Annotated in this window: 21 protein-coding genes and 1 pseudogene; 9 read left to right on the top strand and 13 right to left on the bottom strand. The window is 69.5% G+C overall.

The window, feature by feature from the left end:
• Positions 1-145: 145 nt before the first annotated feature.
• Genes M878_RS81785 through M878_RS81750 form a run of 8 tightly spaced genes read right to left on the bottom strand, consistent with a single transcriptional unit; the run spans position 146 to position 6703 of the window.
• The gene (locus M878_RS81785) at positions 146-478 is read right to left on the bottom strand and encodes a metal-sulfur cluster assembly factor (protein ID WP_023551628.1); all 333 of its coding nucleotides are present in this window, start codon (positions 476-478) and stop codon (positions 146-148) included.
• Positions 475-942: a Fe-S cluster assembly sulfur transfer protein SufU gene (gene sufU / locus M878_RS81780; protein WP_023551627.1), complete on the bottom strand. Its 468-nt coding sequence runs from the start codon at positions 940-942 to the stop codon at positions 475-477. Before sufU ends, M878_RS81785 begins: the two co-directional genes overlap by 4 nt.
• 16 nt (positions 943-958) lie before the next feature.
• The gene (locus M878_RS81775; protein ID WP_023551626.1) at positions 959-2215 is read right to left on the bottom strand and encodes a cysteine desulfurase; all 1257 of its coding nucleotides are present in this window, start codon (positions 2213-2215) and stop codon (positions 959-961) included.
• The gene (gene sufC / locus M878_RS81770) at positions 2212-2976 is read right to left on the bottom strand and encodes a Fe-S cluster assembly ATPase SufC (protein ID WP_023551625.1); all 765 of its coding nucleotides are present in this window, start codon (positions 2974-2976) and stop codon (positions 2212-2214) included. The genes M878_RS81775 and sufC overlap by 4 nt, the downstream gene beginning before the upstream one ends.
• 7 nt (positions 2977-2983) lie before the next feature.
• On the bottom strand, positions 2984-3304 hold the full coding sequence (locus M878_RS81765) for a non-heme iron oxygenase ferredoxin subunit (RefSeq protein WP_023551624.1): 321 nt from the start codon (positions 3302-3304) through the stop codon (positions 2984-2986).
• Positions 3301-4494: a Fe-S cluster assembly protein SufD gene (gene sufD, locus M878_RS81760; RefSeq protein ID WP_023551623.1), complete on the bottom strand. Its 1194-nt coding sequence runs from the start codon at positions 4492-4494 to the stop codon at positions 3301-3303. Before sufD ends, M878_RS81765 begins: the two co-directional genes overlap by 4 nt.
• A gap of 56 nt (positions 4495-4550) precedes the next feature.
• Positions 4551-5972, bottom strand: a complete 1422-nt coding sequence (sufB, locus tag M878_RS81755; RefSeq protein WP_023551622.1) for a Fe-S cluster assembly protein SufB — start codon at positions 5970-5972, stop codon at positions 4551-4553.
• Positions 5969-6703 carry a helix-turn-helix transcriptional regulator gene (locus M878_RS81750; RefSeq protein WP_023551621.1) on the bottom strand — a complete coding sequence of 245 codons (735 nt, stop codon included), beginning with the start codon at positions 6701-6703 and terminating at the stop codon, positions 5969-5971. The genes sufB and M878_RS81750 overlap by 4 nt, the downstream gene beginning before the upstream one ends.
• Positions 6704-7071: 368 nt before the next feature.
• Here M878_RS81750 and M878_RS81745 point away from each other — a divergent pair.
• The 4 genes and pseudogenes from M878_RS81745 to M878_RS81730 form a co-directional block, all read left to right on the top strand.
• A pseudogene (locus M878_RS81745) lies at positions 7072-7347 on the top strand (AAC(3) family N-acetyltransferase); the annotation flags it as partial.
• Between the two features lie 31 nt (positions 7348-7378).
• On the top strand, positions 7379-8302 hold the full coding sequence (locus M878_RS81740) for an ABC transporter ATP-binding protein (RefSeq protein ID WP_031226481.1): 924 nt from the start codon (positions 7379-7381) through the stop codon (positions 8300-8302).
• A gap of 88 nt (positions 8303-8390) precedes the next feature.
• Positions 8391-9179: an ABC transporter permease gene (locus tag M878_RS81735; RefSeq protein WP_023551618.1), complete on the top strand. Its 789-nt coding sequence runs from the start codon at positions 8391-8393 to the stop codon at positions 9177-9179.
• Between the two features lie 47 nt (positions 9180-9226).
• Positions 9227-10237, top strand: a complete 1011-nt coding sequence (locus M878_RS81730; protein WP_023551617.1) for a COX15/CtaA family protein — start codon at positions 9227-9229, stop codon at positions 10235-10237.
• Positions 10238-10262: 25 nt separating this feature from the next.
• On the opposite strand, the gene M878_RS81725 is transcribed toward M878_RS81730, so the two are convergent.
• The 3 genes from M878_RS81725 to M878_RS81715 form a co-directional block, all read right to left on the bottom strand.
• On the bottom strand, positions 10263-11375 hold the full coding sequence (locus M878_RS81725; protein WP_023551616.1) for an amidohydrolase family protein: 1113 nt from the start codon (positions 11373-11375) through the stop codon (positions 10263-10265).
• 214 nt (positions 11376-11589) lie between these two features.
• On the bottom strand, positions 11590-11910 hold the full coding sequence (locus M878_RS81720) for a hypothetical protein (protein WP_031226479.1): 321 nt from the start codon (positions 11908-11910) through the stop codon (positions 11590-11592).
• 58 nt (positions 11911-11968) lie between these two features.
• Positions 11969-12973, bottom strand: a complete 1005-nt coding sequence (locus tag M878_RS81715) for a heme o synthase (protein WP_425347918.1) — start codon at positions 12971-12973, stop codon at positions 11969-11971.
• Positions 12974-13334: 361 nt separating this feature from the next.
• Between M878_RS81715 and tkt the strand changes: the two genes are divergently transcribed.
• Genes tkt through pgl form a run of 5 tightly spaced genes read left to right on the top strand, consistent with a single transcriptional unit; the run spans position 13335 to position 19972 of the window.
• Positions 13335-15422: a transketolase gene (gene tkt, locus M878_RS81710; RefSeq protein ID WP_023551613.1), complete on the top strand. Its 2088-nt coding sequence runs from the start codon at positions 13335-13337 to the stop codon at positions 15420-15422.
• 33 nt (positions 15423-15455) lie between these two features.
• Entirely contained in the window at positions 15456-16574 is a 1119-nt protein-coding gene (tal, locus tag M878_RS81705) for a transaldolase (protein ID WP_023551612.1), read from the top strand.
• A gap of 1 nt (position 16575) precedes the next feature.
• Positions 16576-18123: a glucose-6-phosphate dehydrogenase gene (gene zwf / locus M878_RS81700; RefSeq protein ID WP_023551611.1), complete on the top strand. Its 1548-nt coding sequence runs from the start codon at positions 16576-16578 to the stop codon at positions 18121-18123.
• Positions 18120-19193 (top strand): glucose-6-phosphate dehydrogenase assembly protein OpcA, encoded by a 1074-nt coding sequence (gene opcA / locus M878_RS81695; protein ID WP_023551610.1) that lies wholly within the window; start codon positions 18120-18122, stop codon positions 19191-19193. The genes zwf and opcA overlap by 4 nt, the downstream gene beginning before the upstream one ends.
• Entirely contained in the window at positions 19190-19972 is a 783-nt protein-coding gene (gene pgl, locus M878_RS81690; RefSeq protein ID WP_023551609.1) for a 6-phosphogluconolactonase, read from the top strand. The genes opcA and pgl overlap by 4 nt, the downstream gene beginning before the upstream one ends.
• 67 nt (positions 19973-20039) lie before the next feature.
• Here pgl and M878_RS81685 read toward each other — a convergent pair whose 3' ends face one another.
• Together M878_RS81685 and M878_RS81680 are read right to left on the bottom strand one after the other, a co-directional pair.
• The gene (locus M878_RS81685; protein WP_023551608.1) at positions 20040-20879 is read right to left on the bottom strand and encodes a carbohydrate ABC transporter permease; all 840 of its coding nucleotides are present in this window, start codon (positions 20877-20879) and stop codon (positions 20040-20042) included.
• Positions 20880-20903: 24 nt separating this feature from the next.
• On the bottom strand, positions 20904-22166 hold a 1263-nt coding region (locus M878_RS81680), incomplete at its 5' end, for an ABC transporter permease (protein ID WP_023551607.1).

Here is a 22166-nt window from a genome sequence, read left to right as displayed (position 1 = left end):
CCGGGCGGGGCCTGGACGGCGGGACAGGCGAAACGGCCGTACCGCGCACGGTACGGCCGTTTCCCACAGGTTCCGGCGACGTGGCCGCCGCGGGATCAGAGGTCCGGGAGACCGGACGTCGCAGGAGATGAGACGCGGGGGAGGATCAGACGTTGAACCCGAGCGCCCGGAGCTGCTCGCGGCCGTCGTCCGTGATCTTGTCGGGGCCCCACGGCGGCATCCAGACCCAGTTGATGCGCAGCTCGCTGACGAGGCCGTCCGTGGCGGACTTGGCCTGGTCCTCGATGACGTCGGTCAGCGGGCAGGCCGCCGAGGTCAGGGTCATGTCGACGGTCGCGATGTTGGACTCGTCGACGTGGATGCCGTAGATCAGGCCGAGGTTGACGACGTCGATGCCCAGCTCGGGGTCGACGACGTCCATCAGAGCCTCGCGCAGCTCCTCCTCGGAGGCCGGCTTCATCTCAGCGGTGTCGGTCATGCCGTCTTCCTTTCGGCGTCGACGCCACCCAGCGCCTGGGCCGTCGCGTCCTTCCACGCCATCCAGCTCAGGAGGGCGCACTTGACCCGCGCGGGGTACTTGGAGACACCGGCGAACGCGACCGCGTCCTCCAGGATGTCCTCCATCGCGTCGTCCGGCTCGATCCGGCCCTTGGACTGCATCAGCTCCAGGAAGGTCTCCTGGATCTTCTGCGCCTCGGTCACGTCCTTGCCGACAAGGAGCTCGTTGAGAACAGAGGCAGATGCCTGGCTGATCGAGCAGCCCTGGCCCTCGTAGGAGACGTCCGCGATCTTCGTGCCGTCGTACTTCACACGGAGGGTGATCTCGTCGCCACACGTCGGGTTCACATGGTGCACCTCGGCGTCGCCATCCCTCAGACCACGCCCGTGCGGGTTCTTGTAGTGGTCCAGGATGACTTCCTGGTACATCGAATCCAGCTTCACCGTTTCAGCACGCCCCTCAGCCGAAGAAGTTCCGTACGTGCTCCAAGCCGTCGATCAGTGCGTCGATCTCGGCCGGCGTGGAGTACAGATAGAACGACGCTCGCGTGGTCGCAGGAATTCCGTAGCGAAGGCAGACGGGCCGTGCGCAGTGGTGGCCGACGCGGACCGCGATGCCCTGCTCGTCGAGAACCTGGCCCACGTCGTGCGGGTGGATGTCGCCCAGTGTGAAGGAGATCGCGGCGCCCCGGTCCTCGGCCGTGGTCGGGCCGATGATCCTCAGGTCGGGGACCTCGGCCAGCCGCCGCACCGCGTACTCGGTGAGCGCGTGCTCGTGGGCGAGGATCTTCTCCATGCCGATCGAGTTGAGGTAGTCGATCGCCGCGCCCAGGCCGACGGCCTGCGCGATCGGCGGGGTACCCGCCTCGAACTTGTGCGGCGCCGGGGCGTACGTCGACGAGTGCATCGAGACCGTCTCGATCATCTCTCCGCCGCCCAGGAAGGGGGGAAGGTCCTCCAGCAGCTCCTGGCGGCCCCAGAGGACGCCGATGCCGGTCGGGCCGCACATCTTGTGGCCGGTGAAGGCCACGAAGTCGGCCTGCAGGGCCTGCACGTCCAGCGGCATGTGCGGGGCCGCCTGGGAGGCGTCGATGCAGACGAGGGCGCCGACCTCCTGGGCACGGCGGATTATCGTCTCGACCGGGTTGACCGTGCCCAGGATGTTCGACACCAGCACGAAGGAAACGATCTTCGTCTTCTCCGTGATGATCTCGTTGATGTTGGACAGGTCGAGGCGGCCGTCGTCGGTCAGGCCGAACCACTTCAGCTTCGCGCCCGTGCGCTGCGCGAGCAGCTGCCACGGCACGATGTTGGAGTGGTGCTCCATCTCCGTGATGACGATCTCGGTCTCATGGTCCACCCGGTAGGGCTCCTCGGCCCAGCCCAGCATGTTGGCCACGAGGTTCAGCGACTCGGAGGCGTTCTTGGTGAAGATCACCTCGTCGCGGCTGGGCGCGTTGATGAACTCGGCGACCTTGTCGCGCGCGCCCTCGTACAGCGCCGTGGCCTCCTCGGCGAGCACATGCACGCCGCGGTGGACATTGGCGTTGTAGCGCTCGTAGTACTCGCTCAGGGCGTCCAGCACCTGGCGCGGCTTCTGCGAGGTCGCCGCGTTGTCCAGGTACACGAGCTTCTTGCCGTCGTGGACCAGCCGGTCCAGGACGGGGAAGTCCTTACGGATCGCCTCGGTGTCGAGGAGGCCCGGCAGCTGTGTCACTCGGATGCGCCACCCTTCGTGTACGCCTCGTAGCCCTCGTCCTCCAGCTTGTCGGCGAGCTCGGCACCGCCGGACTCGACGATCCGGCCCGCGGAGAAGACGTGGACGTAGTCGGGCTTGATGTAGCGCAGGATGCGCGTGTAGTGCGTGATCAGCAGGGTGCCGACCTCGCCGGTCTCGCGGACGCGGTTGACGCCCTCGGAGACGATGCGGAGCGCGTCGACGTCCAGGCCGGAGTCCGTCTCGTCGAGGATCGCGACCTTCGGCTTGAGCAGTTCGAGCTGGAGGATCTCGTGGCGCTTCTTCTCACCGCCGGAGAAGCCCTCGTTGACGTTGCGCTCGGCGAAGGACGGGTCCATGTTGAGGCGCTCCATGGCCTCCTTGACCTCCTTCACCCAGGTGCGCAGCTTGGGGGCCTCGCCACGGATCGCGGTGGCGGAGGAGCGCAGGAAGTTGCTCACCGACACGCCCGGGACCTCGACCGGGTACTGCATCGCCAGGAACAGACCCGCGCGGGCGCGCTCGTCGACGGACATCTCCAGGACGTCCTCGCCGTCGAGCAGCACGGTGCCGCTGGTGATCGTGTACTTCGGGTGACCCGCGAGGGAGTAGGCGAGGGTCGACTTGCCCGAGCCGTTGGGGCCCATGATGGCGTGCGTCTCGCCCTGCTTCACGGTGAGGTCGACGCCCTTGAGGATCTCCTTCGTGGCGTTGTCGGCCTCGACGGTGACGTGCAGGTCTCGGATTTCAAGCGTTGCCATGGGTGCCTCAGGACTCCTGGGTGAGGGAGACGAGAACGTCGTCCCCTTCGATCTTTACGGGGTATACGGGGACGGGGCGCGTGGCCGGGAGGCCGGACGGCTTGCCGGTGCGGAGGTCGAAGGAGGAGCCGTGCAGCCAGCACTCGATCTGGCAGTCCTCCACCTCGCCCTCGGAGAGGGAGACGTTCGCGTGGGAGCAGATGTCGTAGATCGCGAACACCTCGCCCTCGGTCTTCACGACCGAGACCGGCGTGCCGTCGAGTTCCACCCGCTTCGGGGTGTCCTCCTCCAGCTCGCTCAGCCCACAGACGCGTACGAAGGTCGTCATGCGACGGACGCCTCCAGCTCCTCCTCGATCTTGGCGAGCAGGCGCTCCTCGATGTCGGTGACACCGATCTGCTGGACCAGCTCGGCGAAGAAGCCGCGGACCACCAGGCGGCGGGCCTCCTGCTCCGGGATGCCGCGGGCCATCAGATAGAAGAGCTGCTCGTCGTCGAAACGGCCGGTGGCGGAGGCGTGGCCGGCGCCGACGATCTCGCCGGTCTCGATCTCGAGGTTCGGCACCGAGTCGACGCGCGCGCCGTCCGTGAGGACCAGGTTGCGGTTCATCTCGTAGGTGTCCGTGCCCTCGGCCTTGGCCTCGATGAGCACGTCGCCGATCCAGACCGCGTGCGCGTCGTCGCCCTGGAGCGCGCCCTTGTAGACGACGTTCGACTTGCAGTGCGGGGTGTTGTGGGTGACCAGCAGGCGGTGCTCCTGGTGCTGCCCGGCGTCGGTGAAGTACAGACCGAACAGCTCGGCCTCGCCGCCGGGGCCGGCGTACTCCACACGCGGGTGCAGGCGGACCACGTCACCGCCGAAGGTGACGACGACCGACTTGAAGGAGGCGTCCCGGCCGATCAGGGCGTTGTGCTGGGCCACGTGGACGGCCGTGTCGTCCCAGTCCTGGACGGAGACGACGGTCAGCTTGGCGCCGTCGCCCAGGATGTAGTCGACGTTGGCGGCGAGCACGGCGTCGCCGGTGTGGTCGATGACGACGACGGCCTCGGCGAAGGCGCCCAGCTCGATCACCTGGTGAGCGAAGGCGACCCCGCCCTCGCCGTGCGCGGCGATACGGATCGGCTCGGTGAGCACCGTCTCCTTGGGGACGGTGACCACTCCGGCCTTCTCGAACGCCGAGTACGCCTGGGCGGCGACGCGGTCCACCGGGGTGCCCGCCCTGCCGAGCCGCGCGTCGTCGCGGCCGACGGTCTCGACGGTGACGCCCTCGGGGGCCTCGACGGCGACCTTCACGCCCGTGCCGCCCGTGCCGCCCGCGACGGCGGTGCCGTCGTGCAGACCGCGCAGCCGCTCCAGCGGGGTGAACCGCCACTCCTCCTCGCGGCCGTGCGGAACGGGGAAGTCCGCGACGTCGAAGGACGGGGGCGCGCTCATGCGCGTGGCGACGGTCGACTCTGCGGCCACCGCGATCTGGCCGGCGGTGGTGGAGCCCACCGGGATGTTCTGAGCCTCAGCCATGGCTGTCGTAGTGCTCGCTTTCTGAGTAAGACGTGTGCTGACCGATGGGGCGGGCCTCAGCCGACCGCGCCCTCCATCTGCAGCTCGATCAGCCGGTTGAGCTCAAGGGCGTACTCCATCGGCAGTTCCTTGGCGATCGGCTCGACGAAGCCGCGCACGATCATCGCCATCGCCTCGAACTCGGACAGACCACGGCTCATCAGGTAGAAGAGCTGGTCCTCGGAGACCTTGGAGACGGTGGCCTCGTGGCCCATGGACACGTCGTCCTCGCGGACGTCGACGTACGGGTACGTGTCCGAGCGGGAGATGGTGTCGACCAGCAGCGCGTCGCACAGCACGTTCGACTTCGAGCCGTGGGCGCCCTCGCCGATCTCGACCAGGCCGCGGTACGAGGTACGACCGCCGCCGCGCGCCACCGACTTGGAGACGATGTTGGAGGAGGTGTTCGGCGCCATGTGGACCATCTTGGAGCCGGCGTCCTGGTGCTGGCCCTCGCCCGCGAAGGCGATGGACAGGGTCTCGCCCTTGGCGTGCTCGCCCATCAGGTAGACCGCCGGGTACTTCATCGTCACCTTGGAGCCGATGTTGCCGTCGATCCACTCCATGGTCGCGCCCTCGTAGGCCACGGCGCGCTTGGTGACCAGGTTGTAGACGTTGTTCGACCAGTTCTGGATGGTCGTGTAGCGGCAGCGGGCGTTCTTCTTGACGATGATCTCGACGACCGCGGAGTGCAGCGAGTCCGACTTGTAGATCGGGGCCGTACAACCCTCGACGTAGTGCACATAGGCACCCTCGTCGACGATGATCAGGGTCCGCTCGAACTGGCCCATGTTCTCGGTGTTGATGCGGAAGTAGGCCTGGAGCGGGATCTCGACGTGCACGCCCTTCGGGACGTAGATGAAGGAGCCGCCCGACCACACGGCGGTGTTCAGGGCCGCGAACTTGTTGTCACCGGCGGGGATGACGGTCCCGAAGTACTCCTTGAAGAGCTCCGGGTGCTCCTTCAGGGCGGTGTCGGTGTCGAGGAAGATGACGCCCTGCTCCTCCAGGTCCTCGCGGATCTGGTGGTAGACGACCTCCGACTCGTACTGCGCGGCGACGCCGGCGACCAGGCGCTGCTTCTCGGCCTCCGGGATGCCCAGCTTGTCGTAGGTGTTCTTGATGTCCTCGGGCAGGTCCTCCCAGGACTCCGCCTGCTTCTCCGTGGAGCGCACGAAGTACTTGATGTTGTCGAAGTCGATGCCCGAGAGGTCGGAGCCCCAGTTCGGCATCGGCTTCTTCTCGAAGAGCTTCAGGCCCTTCAGGCGCAGCTTGGTCATCCACTCCGGCTCCGACTTCTTGCCGGAGATGTCGCGGACGACCTCCTCGTTCAGGCCGCGCCTCGCGGAGGCACCGGCGACGTCGGAGTCGGCCCAGCCGTATTCGTACTTGCCCAGGCCCTCGAGTTCGGGGTGGGCAGTCTCCGTGGGGAGAGTCATGCGGGGTTCCTCCCGGCCGTGCTTGCAGGTGCGTCAGTGGATGTCTTGGGGATGAACGTCGTGCAGACGCCGTCGCCGTGCGCGATGGTCGCCAGTCGCTGGACGTGGGTGCCCAGCAGCTCGGCGAAGATCTCCGTCTCCGCCTCGCACAGCTGCGGGAACTGCTCCGCGACATGGGCGACCGGGCAGTGGTGCTGGCACAGCTGCTCGCCGACCGGTGCGGTGCGCGCCGTAGCAGCGTACCCGTCGACGCTCAAGGCCTTGGCCAGCGCTTCGGCGCGCTTGTCCGGAGTGACGGCCTCGATCGCCTTGCGGTAGGCGCTCGCCTGGGCGGCGATCCGGGCGCGGGCGAAGGCGGCGACCGCGTCGGGGCCACCGCCCTGCTCGGCGATCCAGCGGAGCGCGTCCGCGGCGAGCTTGTCGTACGACTGGTCAAAGGCGTCGCGGCCGCAGTCGGTGAGCGCGAAGACCTTGGCGGGGCGGCCGCGCGTACGCGTGCCGTACACCCGCTGCTCCCGGGCCTCCACGACGTCGTCGGCGACCAGCGCGTCCAGATGGCGCCGGACGGCCGCCTGGGTCAGCCCCAGCCGGCCGGCGAGTTCGGCGACCGTCGACGGGCCGTGGTCCAGGATGGATCGCGCGACGCGGTTGCGCGTGGAGCGCTCACCGGTCGCGAGTTCCTCCTGCGGGGCCCCCAGGGGGGTCTCCCGAGCCTCGCCGACGTTTTTCACAACGCCATTGTTGCGTAATTCTTCGTGGCCTGACAAGCGCCGTACGGATCATCGGGCGGTGCCCTGCGTCACTTAGGCATACCTAATCTGACCTGCGGAAACGATCTTTGATCGATCATTCGGCATGGCCCTGAGCAGGCAATTCAGTAGCGCCACGCGGGCTCGTCCGAAAGACTCGCGAACCATGCCGACACCCCCTCCGACAAGCTAGAGCGGCGTTCACGACATCAACCCGAACCCCACGGACCGTCTGGGGGCTGCCGCCCCCCAGGCCCCCGCTTGGGCCCTGAGCGGGCCTCGTCCTCAAACGCCGGACGGGCTGGTTTTCACCGACCGGCAGCGAGACGCGGGCCGGCACCGCCATCCGCGTGGCGGTCGGCCGGCCCGCTCCCGGAGGTGGCTGGGAGCGGGTGATCGAGGTGTCGATCAGCTCCGACCGGTTCGACGAGCTGGGGCACGACTTCGAGCGGGACCGGCCCGTCCTGCGCGGCAGCGTGGGCGCGGCGGACGTACGGCTGTTTCCGGTGGCGGACGCGGTGGCCTACGCGGAGCGGTGGCTGCCCCTGCACCGTCCCCGTGGGGAGGAGTTCCCGCACCCTCCCCCACTCTCGGCTCCGCTCGAGCGGGGGGACCCCCACGTCTGAGCGGACCAGGCTCTCCCTAGACTCTGGACCCATGCGAAGTGAGCCCGTGGTCCAGGTCCAGGCCCTGGTGAAGCGGTACGGAACGAAGACCGCGGTGGACGGCCTCGACCTGGTGGCCGAGGCCGGCGTGACCGCCGTACTCGGTCCGAACGGAGCGGGGAAGACGACCACGGTCGAGACCTGCGAGGGGTACCGGAAGCCGGATGCCGGCACGGTGCGCGTCCTGAGCCTCGACCCGGTGCGCCAGTCCGCCGAGCTGCGGCCCCGTATCGGTGTGATGCTCCAGTCCGGCGGCGTCTACTCCGGCGCCCGGGCCGACGAGATGCTCAGGCACGTGGCCAAGCTGCACGCGCAACCACTGGACGTGGACGCGCTGATCGAGCGGCTCGGGCTCGGCTCCTGCGGACGTACCTCCTACCGGCGGCTGTCCGGCGGACAGCAGCAGCGGCTCGCGCTCGCCATGGCCGTCGTAGGGCGCCCGGAGCTGGTCTTCCTCGACGAGCCGACCGCCGGGCTCGACCCGCAGGCCCGCCGGGCCACCTGGGACCTGGTGAAGGACCTGCGCGCCGACGGCGTCTCGGTGATCCTCACCACCCACTACATGGAGGAGGCCGAGCAGCTCGCCGACGACGTGGCGATCATCGACGGCGGCCGGGTCATCGCTCAGGGCTCCCCGGAGGAGCTGTGCAAGGGCGGCGCCGAGAACACCCTGCGCTTCACCGGCCGCCCCGGCCTCGACGTGGGCTCCCTGCTGAAGGCGCTCCCGGCCAACTGCACGGCCGCCGAGCTGACCCCGGGCAGCTACCGCGTCGTCGGCAGGGTCGACCCGCAGCTGCTGGCCACCGTGACCTCGTGGTGCGCCCAGCACGGCGTGATGCCGGACCGGATCTCGGTGGAGCGGCACACGCTGGAGGACGTTTTTCTGGAGCTCACAGGCAAGGAGTTGCGTTCATGATTCCGGCTCACCCGGAGATCGGCCGGGGGTCCGGGGGTTGTCCCCCGGGAAAGCACTGCCTGGAGCTCACAGGCAAGGAGTTGCGCTCATGACCACCGCCACGGGTACCTACTCCCCGCAGCCGGGCGCGGCGCCCCTGCCCCGCATGATCGCGGCACAGGCGGTGCTGGAGACCAGGATGCTGCTGCGCAACGGCGAGCAGCTGCTGCTGACGGTCGTCATCCCGACGCTGCTGCTGGCGCTCTTCAGCTCCGTGGACATCGTCGACACCGGCAAGGGCAAGGCGGTGGACTTCCTCACCCCCGGCATCCTGGCCCTCGCGGTGATGTCGACGGCGTTCACCGGGCAGGCCATCGCGACCGGCTTCGAGCGCCGCTACGGCGTGCTCAAGCGGCTCGCCTCCTCACCGCTGCCCCGCTGGGGCCTGATGACCGCCAAGACGGCGTCCGTGCTGGTCACCGAGGTTCTCCAGGTCGTCCTGCTGACGGCGATCGCCTTCGCCCTGGGCTGGTCCCCGCACGGCGCTGGAACATTGACAAGCGTCGCCGCCGTCCTGCTCCTCCTCGTCCTCGGTACCGCCGCCTTCTCCGGGCTCGGCCTGCTGATGGCGGGCACCCTGAAGGCGGAGGCGACGCTGGCCGCCGCGAACCTCGTCTTCCTGCTGCTGCTCGTCGGCGGCGGTGTCATCGTGCCGCTGGACAAGTTCGGCCCGGCCGCCCAGCACGTGCTGGGGCTGCTGCCCATCTCCGCGCTCTCGGACGGCCTGCGGGCCGTGCTGCAGCACGGCGCCGGGATGCCCTGGGGTGACCTGGGGATCCTCGCGGTGTGGGCGGTCGTCGGTCTCGCGGCGGCGGGAAGGCTCTTCCGCTGGGAGTGAGGGCACGGCAGGACCCTCGTGAACGCGTGCACAAGCGGCGGCATACGATGGTGCGCGTGCCCAAGCTGAACCCCGCCGACGCCGCCACGGCTCTGCGCAACCCGCTCGCCTTCATCGCCGCACGCTGGACCCCGCAGTCGAGGACCGTCCAGCGGGCCGCCCTCGCCGCGCTCGTGATGTCCGTGGTCATCGTCGGCACCGGCGGCGCCGTACGCCTGACCGGCTCAGGCCTCGGCTGCCCGACCTGGCCGGAGTGCACCGACGGCTCGCTGACCCCGACGAACGCGCTGAGCTATCACAGCGCGATCGAGTTCGGCAATCGCATGCTGACGTACGTGCTGTGCGCCGCGGTCGGCTGGGCGATCATCGCCGCCCGCTCCCAGAAGCCGTACCGGCGCAGCCTGACCCGGCTGGGCTGGGCGCAGTTCTGGCTGGTGATGGGCAACGCGATCCTCGGCGGCATCGTGGTGCTCGTGGGCCTCAACCCGTACACGGTCGCGGCGCACTTCCTGCTGGCGACGGCGCTGATCACGGTCGCCGGGGTGATGTGGCAGCGCACCCGTGAGGGCGACGGTGTGCCCCGGCCGCTGGTCGGCAAGGCCGTGCAGCAGCTGGTGTGGTTCCTCGTCGTCGCCTCCGCCCTGCTGATCACGGCCGGCACGATCGTCACCGGCGCGGGCCCGCACGCGGGCGACTCCAGCGACGTCAAGCGCATCCCGATCGACTGGGAGACCGTCGCCAAGCTGCACTCCGTGTTCGCCTGGATCGTGGTGACCCTCACCTTCGCCCTGTGGTTCGTCCTCAAAGCGGTCGACGCCCCCAAGGGGCCGCTGGACCGCACCAGGGACCTCTTCGTGATCCTGCTCGCCCAGGGCGTCATCGGGTACGTCCAGTACTTCACGCACCTGCCCGAGGCCATGGTCGGCCTTCACATGCTCGGCTCCTGCCTGGTGTGGATCGGCGTGCTGCGGGTGCTGCTGTCGCTGCGCGAACGCCCGGACGCCACCCTGGACCTGCCCGGCCCCTCGGCCGAGGTGACGGTGGGCACGCGCGCGTAACCCCTGCGGCGGCTCAGCCGGTGCGTCAGGCGCCGCTCAGCCCGTACACCCGGCGGGCGTTGCCCGCCGCGACCATCCGGGCCACCCGCTGCCCGTCCTCCAGGGACCAGGCGCCGTCGGCGACCCAGGTCCCCAGGACCCGGCCCAGGGCCTCACGGAACAGGCGGGCGCCGACGACGTGCAGTTCGGGCAGGCCGTGGGCGCCGGTGGAGAAGAGGATCTTGCCGAAGGGGGCCAGCTCCAGGATCTCGGCGAGGACGGTGGCCGCGCGGGCGCCGGTGCGGACGAGCGCGGCGCCGGAGTCGGTGTAGACGTGCGGGAAGACTCCGGCCAGGTGGGCGGCGTGGCGGTGGTACGGGTAGCCGTGCAGCAGGATCAGATCGGTGCCGAGGCCGGCCGTCGCCCGCACGAAGTCGGAGAGCAGCACGGGGTCGGTGCGGTCGATGCGGGAGCCCGGCTCGCCGAGCCCGGCGTGCAGTTGGAGGGGCAGGCCCGAGGCTACGGCGATCCACAGCAGGTGCCGTAGCAGCACGGGGTCCGTGAGCGCCCCGCCGACCCGCCGCCCGGCCAGCCAGCGGCCCGCCGCGCCCCGCACCTCCCCCGGCCCCGGTGGCTCGGGCGCGAGGGCCAGGCCGTGTCTGAGGCCCGCGACGGAGGTGAAGGCGACCGCGTTCGCGGCGGCACCGTGTACGGACTCGGCGAGGTTGGCCAGGAAGGACTTGACGGTGCCGGAGGTGTCGGCGACCTGCTCCGCGAGCAGTTCGAGCCGGACGATCTCGCGGGCCTCGGCGGCTCCGTCGCAGGCCATCTCCGTGGGGCCGGTGAGGTCGCCGGGCAGGCCGGTGTCGACGAGATACGTGGTGATGCCGCTGCCGCGCAGCAGCCTGCGGCCCGCTTCCAGGACGCCCAGTTCGCGGCGCCGGGCCAGATAGCGGGCGGGCGCGCAGTGCGGTTCCAGGCCGAGCAGGGGCGGACACCAGCGCCGTACGGCGAATCCCGTCTGGGTGTCGAAGAGCGTGGTGCCGGGGGCCGGTGGGCCCTCGGTGTGAGCGAGTTGGGCCTCGAAGGTGCCGAGGCCCAGTTCAGTCCGCAGTACGCCGTGGCAGTACTGGTCCACGAGGGACGGCGTTTCGATCATCCGAGGCTCCCCGCGTGCGCTGGCATGCACGGCCTAACGGGTGAACCGGGTGAGAGGTCGCGGATGAGCTCGGGACTGCTCGTAGTTCGGCGGCTGTCGGTCCGTTGTGGTTGATCGCTCCCCCGAATTCTCGGCTTCGCTCGAACCCGGGGGGACCCCCGTCCCGGCGGAGCCGCATATCGATACAGCCCCGCGCCCCCTTCAGCCCCGCTGCTCAGCCACCGATCTGAATGCCGGCCATCCGCTTCCACTCGTACGGCCCCGTCTTCACCTTCGCCGCGAACTCGCCGTCGAAGGACTCGTGGACGGTGATGCCGGACTTCTCCACCGCCTTCTCGGCGATCTCGGTGCTGGGAGCCACCAGGTCGCCCCAGCCGCCGTCCTCGCCGACGAGGACGATGCGGGCGCCGCGCTCGCCGATGTGGGCGACCTGGCCCTCGGCGCCGCCGTGCGCCTTGGCGAAGGCGCTGATCTCCCGGGCGAGCTTGGCCACCTTGCGCTCGGCCCTCGCGTCAACCTGCTGCGTGTCTGCCATGACCAGGATGCTACTCACGAGTAGATCGGCTGGCGAGAGCGGGTTCCTGTGACATACGTCAGCGCAGGAACGGGTCCACCGCGATCGCCACGAACAGCAGCGAGACGTAGGTGATCGACCAGTGGAACAGCCGCATCTCCTTCAGCTTCGCGCCGGTGACCTCGGCCTTGGCCCGGTTCTGCAGCGAGTGCGCCTCCCACAGCCACCATCCGCCGGCGGCCAGCGCGACGGCCGTGTAGAACCAGCCGGTGTAGCCGAGCGGGGTGAGGAGCAGGGAGACGGCGACCATCACCCAGCTGTAGATGACGATCTGCTGGGCGACGACCTTGTTGGAAGCGATGACCGGCAGCATCGGCACGCCCACGCGCGCGTAGTCCTCCTTGACCTTCATGGACAGCGGCCAGTAGTGCGGCGGGGTCCAGAAGAAGATCACCATGAAGAGGATGACCGGCGCCCAGGAAAGCGAGTCCGTCACGGCCGACCAGCCGATGAGCACGGGCATGCATCCCGCGATGCCGCCCCACACGATGTTCTGCGACGTACGCCGCTTGAGGATCATCGTGTAGACGACCACATAGAAGAGGAGTGCGCCGAGTGAGAGCCAGGCGCTCAGCCAGTTGACGGTGAGGCCGAAGAGCAGCGTCGAGACGACCGCGAGGGTGATGCCGAAGGCCAGGCACTCGCGCGGGCTGACCATGCCGGTCACCAGCGGCCGCTGCGCGGTGCGGTCCATCAGGGCGTCGATGTCCCGGTCGATGTACATGTTCAGCGCGTTGGCGCCGCCCGCCGAGAGGTAGCCGCCGACGCAGGTCAGCAGGACCAGCTTCAGGTCGGGCACACCCTGCTGTGCGAGGAACATCACCGGAACGGTGGTGATGAGCAGCAGCTCGATGATCCGTGGCTTGGTCAGCGCCACGAACGCCTTGACACGGGCCCCGAACGGCCGGTGAACCGGGCTCTGGCTCGCACCACCCAGCACGCCCTCCCCCAGTGCCTTAAGGGCCTGGGAGGTGCCCCCAGGACGGGATTCGACGGCCGTCACGCACACCCCTGACAGAGACATCCCAGCAAGCCTCCCCGTGTGAAGTCCCGGTAAAGGCTCGCGCGTACCACGCCACTTTAGACGTTGCCCATACCGCGGCCTTCGCGGGGGTGGGGTCGTGTTGGCACACGTCCCATAAGAGAGGTCATACCTCTCGATTGAGCGCTCAGATGACAGGGTCCGTATTCATGTGCCGAATGCCGTGTCGGCCAGTCGGCAGGCGGATCGCACAGACTCCCGGCAGTCTGGAATGAGTCGAAAAAACGCACGTGCTTACGGGGGTAGGCTCGGCAGCGGCCGGCGGGCAGAAGCACGCCGGCGGCCGGGTGGGCGCATGCCCCGAGACCGGCGACCGACATGTGGAGAGGAGCCCTGACCCAGGGTGAGCACCAAGCCGACCACCACAGACCTTGAGTGGACCGACCTGGACCAGCGGGCCGTGGACACCGCCCGTGTCCTGGCCGCCGACGCCGTACAGAAGGTCGGCAACGGCCATCCCGGTACGGCGATGAGCCTGGCGCCGGCCGCCTACACCCTCTTCCAGAAGGTGATGCGGCACGACCCGGCCGACCCGGAGTGGGTGGGGCGCGACCGTTTCGTGCTGTCCGCCGGCCACTCGTCCCTGACCCTCTACACCCAGCTCTACCTGGCCGGCTTCGGCCTGGAGCTGGAGGACCTGGAGTCCTTCCGCACCTGGGGTTCGAAGACCCCGGGCCACCCGGAGTACGGGCACACCAAGGGCGTGGAGACCACCACCGGTCCGCTCGGCCAGGGTGTCGCCAACGCGGTGGGCATGGCGATGGCCGCCCGCTACGAGCGCGGCCTGTTCGACCCGGACGCGCCGCAGGGCGAGTCCCCCTTCGACCACTTCATCTACTGCATCGCTGGTGACGGCTGCCTCCAGGAGGGCATCTCCGCCGAGGCCTCCTCGCTCGCCGGCCACCAGAAGCTCGGCAACCTGATCCTGCTGTGGGACGACAACCACATCTCGATCGAGGGCGACACCGAGACGGCCGTCTCCGAGGACACCGTCAAGCGCTACGAGGCCTACGGCTGGCATGTGCAGCGCGTCGAGGCCCAGGACGACGGCGACCTGGACCCGCAGGCGATCTTCGCCGCGATCCAGGAGGCCAAGAAGGTCACGGACAAGCCGTCCTTCATCGCGATGCGCTCGATCATCGCCTGGCCGGCCCCGAACGCCCAGAACACCGAGGCCGCGCACGGCTCGGCGCTGGGCGAGGAGGAGGTCGCGGCCACCAAGCGCGTCCTCGGCTTCGACCCCGAGCAGCACTTCGCCGTCGAGGACGAGGTCATCACCCACACCCGCAGGGCCCTGGAGCGCGGCGCGCAGGCGAAGGCCGAGTGGGAGAAGTCCCTGCAGCTGTGGCGGGACGACAACCCGGAGCGCGGCGCCGAGTTCGACCGCATCAGCAAGGGTGAGCTGCCCACCGGCTGGGAGGAGAAGATCCCGGTCTTCGAGCCGGGCAAGGGCATCGCCACGCGTGCCGCCTCCGGCAAGGTGCTGCAGGCGCTCGGCGCGGTGGTCCCCGAGCTGTGGGGCGGCTCCGCCGACCTCGCCGGCTCGAACAACACGACCATCGACAAGGACAGCTCGTTCCTGCCCGAGGGCAACCCGCTGCCCGAGGCCAAGCCGTACGGCCGTACGATCCACTTCGGCATCCGCGAGCATTCCATGGGCGCGGAGATGAACGGCATCACGCTGCACGGCAACACCCGTGTCTACGGCGGTACGTTCCTCGTCTTCTCCGACTACATGCGCAACGCGGTGCGGCTGTCGGCCCTGATGCACCTGCCGGTGACGTACGTGTGGACGCACGACTCCATCGGTCTCGGTGAGGACGGCCCGACGCACCAGCCGGTCGAGCACCTGGCCTCGCTGCGCGCGATCCCCGGTCTGAACGTGGTCCGCCCGGCGGACGCCAACGAGACCGCCATCGCCTGGCGCGAGATCCTCAAGCGCTACACCAAGGAGTTCGGCAAGGGCCAGCCGCACGGCCTCGCGCTCACCCGCCAGGGCGTGCCGACGTACGAGCCCAACGAGGATGCCGCGCGCGGTGGTTACGTGCTGTTCGAGGCCGAGGGCGGCCAGCCGCAGGTGATCCTGATCGCCACCGGTTCCGAGGTGCACGTGGCCGTCGAGGCGCGTGAGCGGCTGCAGGCCGAGGGCGTTCCCACGCGTGTCGTGTCGATGCCGTCCGTCGAGTGGTTCGAGGAGCAGGACCAGGGGTACCGGGACTCCGTGCTCCCGCCGTCCGTCAAGGCCCGCGTGGCCGTGGAGGCGGGCATCGGGCTGACCTGGCACCGCTACGTCGGGGACGCCGGCCGCATCGTTTCCCTGGAGCACTTCGGTGCTTCCGCCGACGGCAAGGTGCTCTTCCGCGAGTTCGGCTTCACTGCCGAGAATGTGGCTGCCAAGGCCCGGGAATCCATCGCCGCCGCCCAGCGCTGACGCTCATATACGACACGTAGGAGATGTAATTCCATGACAGACGCACTCAAGCGCCTCTCCGAAGAAGGCGTCGCGATCTGGCTGGACGACCTGTCGCGCAAGCGGATCACGTCCGGCAACCTCGCCGAGCTGATCGACCAGCAGCACGTCGTGGGCGTCACCACCAACCCGACGATCTTCCAGAAGGCGATCAGCGGCGGTGACGGCTACCAGCAGCAGGTCACGGACCTCGCCGCCCGCAAGGTCACCGTCGAAGAGGCCATCCGCATGATCACCACGGCGGACGTCCGCGACGCCGCCGACATCCTGCGCCCCGTCTTCGACGCCACCGGCGGTCAGGACGGCCGGGTCTCCATCGAGGTGGACCCGCGTCTCGCGCACAACACGACGGCCACCGTCGCCGAGGCCAAGCAGCTGGCCTGGCTGGTCGACCGGCCCAACACGCTGATCAAGATCCCGGCCACCAAGGCGGGTCTGCCGGCGATCACCGAGGTCATCGGCCTCGGTATCAGCGTCAACGTCACGCTGATCTTCTCCCTGGAGCGCTACCGCGAGGTCATGGCCGCCTACCTGGCCGGCCTGGAGAAGGCGAAGGAGCGCGGCCTGGACCTGTCGCTCATCCGTTCCGTGGCGTCCTTCTTCGTGTCCCGCGTGGACACCGAGATCGACAAGCGCCTGAACGCCCTCGGCACCGACGAGGCCAAGGCGCTGCGCGGCAAGGCCGCCGTCGCCAACGCGCGCCTCGCCTACCAGGCGTACGAGGAGGTCTTCTCCTCGGAGCGCTGGAACGCGCTGGAGAACGCGGGCGCCAACAAGCAGCGTCCGCTGTGGGCGTCGACCGGTGTGAAGGACCCGGCGTACCCGGACACGCTGTACGTCACCGAGCTGGTCGCGCCGAACACGGTCAACACCATGCCGGAGGCCACGCTGGAGGCCACCGACGACCACGGCGTGATCACCGGCGACACCATCGCCGGCACCTACGGGCAGGCGCGCGCCGAAATCGACGCGATCGAGAAGCTCGGCATCTCGTACGACGACGTGGTGCAGGTACTGGAGGACGAGGGCGTCGAGAAGTTCGAGGCGTCCTGGAACGACCTGCTGAAGTCCACCCAGGCGGTGCTCGAGCGCCTCGCCCCTTCGGAGGGCTGACTTGACCCCTCTTGCCGGGTTTCCCGCTTCCGGAGCGAACCCGCTTCGTGACCCGGCCGACCGACGGCTCCCGCGTATCGCGGGGCCGTCGGGTCTGGTCATCTTCGGTGTCACGGGCGACCTGTCCCGCAAGAAGCTGATGCCCGCGGTGTACGACCTCGCCAACCGGGGTCTGCTGCCGCCGGGCTTCTCGCTGGTGGGCTTCGCCCGCCGCGAGTGGGAGAACGAGGACTTCGCCGCCGAGGTCCACGACGCAGTCAAGGCGCACGCCCGTACGCCGTTCCGGGAGGAGGTCTGGCAGCAGCTCATCCAGGGGATGCGCTTCGTGCAGGGCACCTTCGACGACGACGATGCCTTCGAGCGGCTGCGCGCCACCATCGAGGAGCTGGACAAGGCGCAGGGCACGGGCGGCAACTTCGCCTTCTACCTGTCGGTGCCGCCGCGCTCCTTCCCGGTGGTCATCCAGCAGCTGAAGAAGCACGGGCTGGCCGACCAGACCGGCGGTTCCTGGCGGCGCGCGGTCATCGAGAAGCCGTTCGGCCACGACCTGAAGTCGGCCGAGGAGCTGAACAAGGTCGTGCACGAGGTGTTCGAGCCGGACCAGGTGTTCCGCATCGACCACTACCTCGGCAAGGAGACCGTCCAGAACATCCTGGCGCTGCGCTTCGCCAACACCATGTTCGAGCCGATCTGGAACCGGTCCTTCGTGGACCATGTGCAGATCACCATGGCCGAGGACATCGGCATCGGCGGCCGCGCCGGCTACTACGACGGCATCGGCGCCGCCCGTGACGTCATCCAGAACCACCTGCTCCAGCTCATGGCCCTCACGGCCATGGAGGAGCCCGCCTCCTTCGGCGCGGACGCGCTGGCCGCGGAGAAGGAGAAGGTGCTCGGTGCCGTACGGCTGCCGAAGGACCTGGGCAGCAGCACCGTGCGCGGTCAGTACGCGAGCGGCTGGCAGGGCGGTGAGAAGGTCATCGGTTACCTCGAAGAGGAGGGCATCGACCCGAAGTCGAAGACCGACACCTACGCCGCGATCAAGCTGGGGATCGACAACCGCCGCTGGGCGGGTGTCCCCTTCTACCTGCGCACCGGCAAGCGCCTCGGCCGGCGCGTGACGGAGATCGCGGTCGTCTTCCAGCGGGCCCCGCACTCCCCGTTCGACCACACGGCGACCGAGGAGCTGGGCCAGAACGCGATCGTCATCCGCGTCCAGCCCGACGAGGGCATCACGGTCCGCTTCGGCTCCAAGGTGCCGGGCACCTCGATGGAGATCCGGGACGTCTCCATGGACTTCGCCTACGGCGAGTCCTTCACGGAGTCCAGCCCGGAGGCGTACGAGCGCCTAATCCTGGACGTGCTGCTCGGCGACGCCAACCTCTTCCCGCGCACGGAGGAGGTCGAGCTGTCCTGGAAGATCCTCGACCCGATCGAGGAGCACTGGGACAAGCACGGCAGGCCCGCGCAGTACCCGTCGGGCACCTGGGGCCCCGCCGAGGCGGACGAGATGCTCGCACGAGACGGACGGAGCTGGCGCCGGCCATGAAGATCGACCTGACCGACACCACCGCAGGCGACATCAACAAGGCGCTCGTGCAGGGCCGCCGCGCCATCGGCACCCCCGCCGTGGGCATGGTCCTCACCCTCGTCATCGTCACCGACGAGGAGAACGCCTATGACGCGCTGCGGGCCGCCAACGACGCGTCACGCGAGCACCCTTCGCGCACGCTGGTGGTCATCAAGCGGGTCTCCCGCTCCCCGCGCGACCGTACGACGTCCCGGCTGGACGCCGAGGTGCGGGTGGGCGCGGACGCGGGCACCGGCGAGACGGTCGTGCTGCGGCTGTACGGCGAGGTCGTCGAGCACGCCGACTCGGTCGTGCTGCCGCTGCTGCTGCCGGACGCGCCGGTGGTCGTGTGGTGGCCGGTGAACGCCCCGCTGGACCCGGCGAAGGACCCGCTGGGCAGGCTGGCCCAGCGCCGGGTCACCGACACCTACGCCGCCGAGCAGCCGGTGCGGGAGCTGTCCGCCCGAGCCGATGCCTACACGCCCGGTGACACCGACCTGTCCTGGACCCGGATCACGCCGTGGCGTTCGATGCTCGCGGCGGCCCTGGACCAGGTCACCTGCACGGTGCGGGGCGTCGAGGTGGAGGGCGAGGAGTTCAACCCCAGCTGTGAGCTGCTGGCGATGTGGCTCGCGGACCGGCTGGACGTCCCCGTCAGGCGCTCCCTGTCGTCCGGCCCGGGGCTGACGGCCGTCCGTATGGAGACGACCTGCGGCCCGATCGTGCTGGACCGCGCGGACGGTTCGCTGGCCACGCTGTCCATCGAGGGCCAGCCGGCCCGGGCGGTGGCGCTGAAGCGGCGGGAGACCGCCGAGCTGATCGCGGAGGAGCTGCGCCGGCTCGACCCGGACGACACCTACGCGTCGGCGCTGCGCTATGGCGTGGAGCGGCTGAACACGGCACCGGAGAAGGCGGCTTCTCAGGAGGCGGCTTCTCAGGAGGCGGCTTCTCAGGAGGCGGCCGAGCCGGCTTCTGAGCCCGCGCCCGCCAAGAAGGCCGCGGCCAAGACCGCCAAGAAGGCACCGGCGAGGAAGGCGACGGCGAAGTGAGCACTCCCCAGCTGGTCGTCCACCGCGACAAGGACCTGATGGCGCAGGCCGCCGCGGCCCGCCTGATCACGAAGATCGTGGACGCGCAGGCCTCCCGTGGCCATGCGTCCGTGGTCCTCACGGGCGGCCGCAACGGCAACGGCCTGCTGGCCGCGCTGGCGGCGGCACCGGCCCGGGACGCCATCGACTGGACCCGGCTCGACCTGTGGTGGGGCGACGAGCGCTATCTGCCGGAGGGCGACCCCGAGCGCAATGTCACACAGGCCCGCGCGGCCCTGCTGGACTCCGTACCGCTGGACCCGGAGCGCGTGCACGCCATGCCCGCCTCCGACGGCCCGTACGGTACGGACGTCGAGGCGGCCGCGGAGGCGTACGCGGCGGAGCTGGCGAAGGCTGCCGGGCCGGAGAACCACGGCTCGGTGCCCACCTTCGACGTGCTCATGCTGGGCGTCGGCCCGGACACCCATGTGGCCTCGCTCTTCCCGGAGTTGCCGGCCGTACGGGAGACCGAGCGCACGGTGGTCGGCGTGCACGGCGCGCCCAAGCCGCCGCCGACCCGGATCACCCTGACCCTGCCGGCGATCCGCTCGGCTCGCGAGGTGTGGCTGCTCGCGGCCGGCCGGGACAAGGCGGAGGCCGCGGCCATCGCCCTGTCCGGCGCGGGTGAGATCCAGGCGCCGGCGGCGGGGGCGTACGGCCGCTCCCGCACACTGTGGCTCCTGGACTCGGCGGCGGCCTCGCAGCTGCCGCGCTCGCTGTATCCGCCGGCGTCGCCGTGACGCTCTTTTACGGATAGCGGACGGCTTTACGGACAGGGACGGCGGGGACTTCGGTCCCCGCCGTCCCTCACTTCACGGACCCCGCCATCACGCCCTGCACGAAGTGCCGCTGGAACGCGAAGAACACCACCACCGGCACGATCAGTGACAGGAACGCGCCCGGTGCCAGCACGTCGATGTTGCTGCCGAACTGCCGGATCTGGGACTGGAGTTCCACGGTGAGCGGCTGGGAGGAGCTGTCGGCGAAGAGCAGGGCGACGAGCATGTCGTTCCAGACCCACAGGAACTGGAAGATCGCGAGCGAGGCGATCGCCGGACGCCCCACCGGCAGGACCAGCCGGGTGAAGATGCGCCACTCGCTGCCGCCGTCCATCCGCGCCGCCTCCAGCATCTCCTTCGGCATCTCCGCGAAGTAGTTGCGCAGGAGGAAGACGGCGAAGGGGAGGCCGTAGGCCACATGGAAGAGGACGACGCCGGGGATCGTGCCGAACAGGCCCAGTGCGCCGAAGAGTTTGGCCACGGGCAGCAGTCCGATCTGCACCGGCACCACCAACAGGGCCACCACCAGCAGGAAGAGGGGCTCACGGAGCGGGAAGTCCAGCCAGGCGAAGGCGTATCCGGCGAGGGCGGCGATGACCACGACGAGTGTCGTCGCCGGTACCGAGATCAGGACCGTGTTCCAGAAGGCCTGGGTCATCCCGGAGTTCTTCAGCAGCGCCGTGTAGTTGCCGAAGGACAGCTGGCCGGGGCTGGCCAGGGCCGTCCACCAGCCGCCCTTCGCGGTGTCCTGGGCCGAGCGGAGGGAGGAGAGGAACAGGCCCGCCAGCGGAGTCAGCCAGACCAGGCCGATCACCACCAGGAAGGCCTGCACCAGGCCGTTGCCCAGGCCCCGCCTGATCGCGTTCATCGCTGACTCCTCATCGCTGACTCCTCATCGTTGGCTCTGTCGGAAGCGGCGGACGTTGAACACCATCGCGGGGATCACCAGGAGCAGGAGCAGCACTCCGAGGGCGCTGCCGAGGCCCTGGTTGTTGCCGCCGCCGAAGGAGACCAGCCACATCTGTGTGGCCAGCACCGTGGCGTCCTCCTGCACCGGTCCGGGCGCGATGATGTAGACGAGGTCGAAGACCTTCATCACATTGATCACGAGGGTCACGAAGACCACGGTGAGCACGGGTGCGAGCAGCGGCACGGTGATCTTGCGGAAGATCTGCCACTCGTTCGCACCGTCCATCCGCGCGGCCTCCAGCGTGTCCCGGGGCAGGGTGGACAGACCCGCTCCGATCAGCACCATGGCGAAGCCGGTCCAGATCCACAGGTACGCGCCGATGATCGCCGGGGTGACGAGCGTGGGTCCGAGCCAGGAGACGCCCTGATAGGGCGGGGCGAAGTTGGATTCCGGGAGTTTCACCGTGTACGAGCCCGCGCGCAGCCCGGAGAAGGTGAAGGAGCCGTCGGCGGCGGTCGTCGTGCTGGCAACCGTGCCGCCGTCCCGCACCGCCTCGACCTTCATGCCGGGCAGCCCGCTCTCCTTCGGGTCGACCTTGCCCTGTCTGCCGCCTCCGCCGGGGGTGAAGTCCAGGTAGACGACACCGCGCAGCTCGCCGGGCGCGGCGGTGCGGCCGGCCGCCGGGTAGGCGGGCGAGGCGTTCTTGGGCAGGTCCTCGGGCAGCACGCCGACCATCGGGAGTGTCACCGAGTGGCCGGCGGAGGCGGTCGTACGGTACGAGCCGTCCCGGTCCTGGGTCAGCAGGCCCTCGCGGCCGCGGGCCGTCGGATACGTGGACGTGCCCTTGAAGGCGTCGTGGACGGAGACCACGGCCGCGTTCAGCACGCCCTTGCCCGGGTCCTGGTCGTAGGCGAGGCGGAAGATGATGCCGGCGGCGAGGAAGGACACCGCCATCGGCATGAAGAGCAGGAGCTTGAAGGCGGTGGCCCAGCGGACCTTCTCCACCAGGACCGCAAGGATCAGGCCGAGGCCGGTGAGCAGGGCCGGGGCCACGACCACCCAGAGGGTGGTGTTGCGGATGGCCTTCAGGGTCGCCGGGTCGCGGAACATCTCGGCGTAGTTGTCGCCGCCCACGAACCGGGTGCCGGAGGCGTCGAAGAAGCTGCGGCCGACGGAGAACAGCACCGGGTAGACGACGAGCGCGCCGAGCAGGAGCAGCGCGGGGAAGACGAAGAGCAGGGCTAT

The sequence above is a fragment of the Streptomyces roseochromogenus subsp. oscitans DS 12.976 genome (assembly GCF_000497445.1).
Classification (GTDB): Bacteria; Actinomycetota; Actinomycetes; order Streptomycetales; family Streptomycetaceae; genus Streptomyces; species Streptomyces oscitans.
This window is presented reverse-complemented; position numbering and strand designations above follow the sequence as displayed.